Genomic DNA, 3474 nt, shown 5'->3' with positions numbered 1-3474 from the left:
CGCGGAGCCCCCCCGCTTCTGCGTCGCAGGGCCTCGGGATCCGCAGACGGATGCCGAAGGTCTCGCCCTGCGCCCGGCCGTCTGGCGTAGCGTGGATGTCATGGCCACCGTCGCTGAGAACATCGTCCATACCCTCCGCGCCAACCACGTCGACCGGGTCTACGGCATCCCGGGAGACTCGCTCAACGGATTCACCGATGCGCTGCGCAAGGACGGCACGATCCGGTGGCTGCATGTGCGCCACGAGGAATCCGCCGCGTTCGCCGCGGCGGCGGATGCGGCCCTCACCGGAGATCTCGCCGTCGTCGCCGGCTCCTGCGGTCCGGGCAACCTGCACCTGATCAACGGGCTCTTCGATGCCAACCGCTCGCGCGTCCCCGTGCTCGCGATCGCAGCGCACATCCCGACCAGCGAGATCGGCACGGGGTACTTCCAGGAGACGCACCCGCAGGAACTGTTCCGCGAGTGCAGCGTCTACGTCGAGTACGTCGCCGATCCCGTGCAGATGCCGCGCATCCTCGAGATCGCGATGCGCGAAGCCATCGAGAAGCGCGGGGTCGCGGTGATCGTGATCCCGGGTGAGGTCGCGCTCGCCGACGTTCCCGTCGATCGCGCCGTCGTGATCGAGCGCACGCATCCGGTGATCGTCCCGAGCCCGAGCGAACTCGAGCGGGCCGCAGAGCTGCTCAACGCCGCCACGAAGGTGACGATCCTCGCCGGCGCAGGTGTCGAGGGCGCGCACGACGAGGTCGTCGCGCTCGCCGATCGTCTCGGCGCACCCATCGTGCACGCCCTGCGGGGCAAGGAGTTCATCGAGTACGACAACCCGTTCGACGTGGGGATGACGGGCCTGCTCGGATTCGCCTCCGGTTATCGGGCGATGGAATCCGCCGACACCCTGCTGGTGCTGGGCTCCGACTTCCCGTACCCGCAGTTCTATCCGGAGGACGCCACCACGATCCAGGTCGACATCCGCGGCTCGCAGCTCGGCAGGCGGCATCCGCTCGATCTGGGCCTCGTCGGCGACGTCAAGGCCACAGCGGAAGCACTTGTCCCGCGCCTCGCGGAGAAGTCGGATCGTTCGCACCTCGATGACGCCGTCGCGCACTACCGCAGGACGCGCACCAAGCTCGACGAACTGGCCGTCCCCACCAAGCGCGGGAACCCGATCCATCCGCAGTACCTGGCGCGGCTGGTCGATGAGGCGGCGAGCGATGATGCGGTCTTCACCGCCGACGTCGGCTCGCCCACGGTGTGGGCGGCACGCTATCTCACCATGAACGGACGGCGACGCCTGATCGGCTCGTTCACCCACGGATCCATGGCCAACGCCCTCATGCACGGCATCGGAGCGCAGACCGCGCGGCCGGATCGTCAGGTGGTCGCGCTGGCCGGAGACGGAGGACTCGCCATGATGCTGGGCGAGCTCATCACGCTCACCCAGAACAGGTTGCCGGTCAAGACGATCGTCGTCAACAACTCCTCGCTCAACTTCGTCGAACTCGAGATGAAGGCCGCAGGGTTCGTGACGTACGCGACAGATCTCGAGAATCCGAACTTCGCGGCGGTCGCCGAGGCACTCGGCATCTTCGCGCGCCGAGTGGAGCGCAGCGAAGACCTTCCGGATGCTGTGCGCGAGGTGCTCGCTCACGACGGCCCCGCCCTGCTCGACGTCGTCACCGAGCGTCAGGAGCTGTCCATGCCGCCGGCGATCACTGCCGAGCAGGTCAAGGGATTCGCGCTGTACGCCATCCGCACGGTCATGTCGGGCCGCGGGGATGAGCTGTTGGATCTCGCCAGGGCGAACTGGCGCCAGCTGTTCTGAGCAGCGCGTGCTCGAGCCCGTCGGAGGGTGCGGTTCGCCGGGGCACACCGCATGCCGTACACTGGACAGGCAGTTGTCTGCATCCTTTTTCCATGCCCTCGGGTGTGGGGAGGAAGCAGATCCAGAGGCCTCACGGTCTCTAGGGCGGTAGCTCAATTGGCAGAGCAGCGGTCTCCAAAACCGCAGGTTGCAGGTTCGATTCCTGTCCGCCCTGCGCGTCAGCGCCACGCTGGCACACGAAAGGTACATTCAGGATGGATCAGGACGAACCGCGCGGCGAGATCGTCGCGGCAGGCGGCACCGCCAGCGTGAAGAAGCTCGGCTTCTTCGGCCGCATCGCGCTGTTCTTCCGTCAGGTCATCGGCGAGCTGCGCAAGGTCGTCACGCCCACGCGCAAGGAACTGTTCAAGTTCACCGGCGTCGTGCTGGTCTTCGTGGCGATCATGATGGCACTGGTCTACGGCCTGGACACCGCCTTCTCGTGGCTGACGGCTCAGGTCTTCGGGGTGCCGCAGTAAGCGTCATCCCCGCGGCTGCGGCCGCAATGATTGGAAAGAAACAACGTGTCTGAAAGATATTCCGACGACGCCGACTGGGCGACTGCTGCAGAGCAGTCCAGTGAGGACGACGAAGCGCAGGAGGGCAACGTGCTCTCCGCTGAAGAGCGCGCGTCTTCCGCGGCGGAGCACGTCGCCGTGCACATCGAAGGCGACGAGGAAGATCTGAACGACGAAGGCACGGAAGACATCGACATCGACGACCCGGAGGCGGACGCGATCGTGAACGACGCTCTCAACCTGGACGAAGCGGCAGAGTCAGAGGCTGCCGCCGAGGTCCTCAACGACGGAGCGGCCGAAGAGGCCGCAGATCTCGAGGCGGCTTCCGCCGAGGAGGTCACCCCCTACGACGGCCCCGACGTGAACGGCGACGAGGATGCCGTCACCGAAGACGCGGCAGGCGACGATGCGGAGGAGGACCCGTACGAGGCCTTCCGCATGGACCTGCGCATGATGCCGGGCAAGTGGTACGTCATCCACTCCTACGCCGGATTCGAGCGCAAGGTGAAGGCCAACATCGAGCAGCGCAAGTCGACGCTCGAGGTCGAGGACGACATCTACCAGGTCGAGGTCCCCATGGAGGACGTCGTCGAGATCAAGAACGGCCAGCGCAAGATGGTCACGCGCGTCCGGATCCCCGGCTACGTGCTCGTGCGCATGGAGCTCAACGAGGACACCTGGTCCGTCGTCCGTCACACCCCCGGTGTCACCGGCTTCGTGGGCAACGCCCACAACCCCACGCCGCTGCGTTTCGAGGAGGCCTTCAACATGCTGAAGGCGCTCGTCGAGGTCAAGGACGTCCCGACTGCGAAGAACGTCCAGTCCAAGGGCGGCGTGGCCGTCGCCCGCTCGATCCCGGCCGAGGTCGACTTCGAGGTCGGAGAGACCATCACGATCAAGGAGGGCTCGTTCGCCGGCCTTCCCGGTTCGATCAGCGAGATCAAGCCCGAGAGCGGCAAGCTCACGGTGCTCGTGTCGCTGTTCGAGCGCGAGACCCCGGTCGAGCTGTCGTTCGACCAGGTCACGAAGATGAGCTGATTCCAGACTGCTTCAGAACGCCCCGCGCGGCTCCGGCCGGCGGGGCGTTCTGCA

Annotated in this window: 3 protein-coding genes and 1 tRNA gene; all 4 read left to right on the top strand. The window is 66.4% G+C overall.

What is annotated here, in order from left to right:
• Window positions 1-100: 100 nt before the first annotated feature.
• On the top strand, window positions 101-1825 hold the full coding sequence (gene poxB, locus ACNPNP_RS02565; RefSeq protein WP_448964514.1) for a ubiquinone-dependent pyruvate dehydrogenase: 1725 nt from the start codon (window positions 101-103) through the stop codon (window positions 1823-1825).
• 141 nt (window positions 1826-1966) lie between these two features.
• Window positions 1967-2039: transfer RNA gene (locus ACNPNP_RS02560), tRNA-Trp, on the top strand.
• Window positions 2040-2079: 40 nt separating this feature from the next.
• Complete coding sequence (gene secE, locus ACNPNP_RS02555) at window positions 2080-2343, top strand: preprotein translocase subunit SecE (RefSeq protein ID WP_448964513.1); 264 nt, start codon at window positions 2080-2082, stop codon at window positions 2341-2343.
• Window positions 2344-2388: 45 nt separating this feature from the next.
• Entirely contained in the window at window positions 2389-3420 is a 1032-nt protein-coding gene (gene nusG / locus ACNPNP_RS02550; protein ID WP_448964512.1) for a transcription termination/antitermination protein NusG, read from the top strand.
• Window positions 3421-3474 lie beyond the last annotated feature (54 nt).

It is taken from the genome of Microbacterium xerophyticum, assembly GCF_053543555.1.
The sequence above is the reverse complement of the archived record's forward strand: the minus strand, read 5'-3'. Positions and strand labels throughout refer to the sequence as shown.

Excerpts from the sequence above, each read along its gene's own strand:
- poxB (WP_448964514.1), top strand. The coding sequence starts at position 101 with ATGGCCACCGTCGCTGAGAACATCGTCCATACCCTCCGCGCCAACCAC.
- secE (WP_448964513.1), top strand. The coding sequence starts at position 2,080 with ATGGATCAGGACGAACCGCGCGGCGAGATCGTCGCGGCAGGCGGCACC.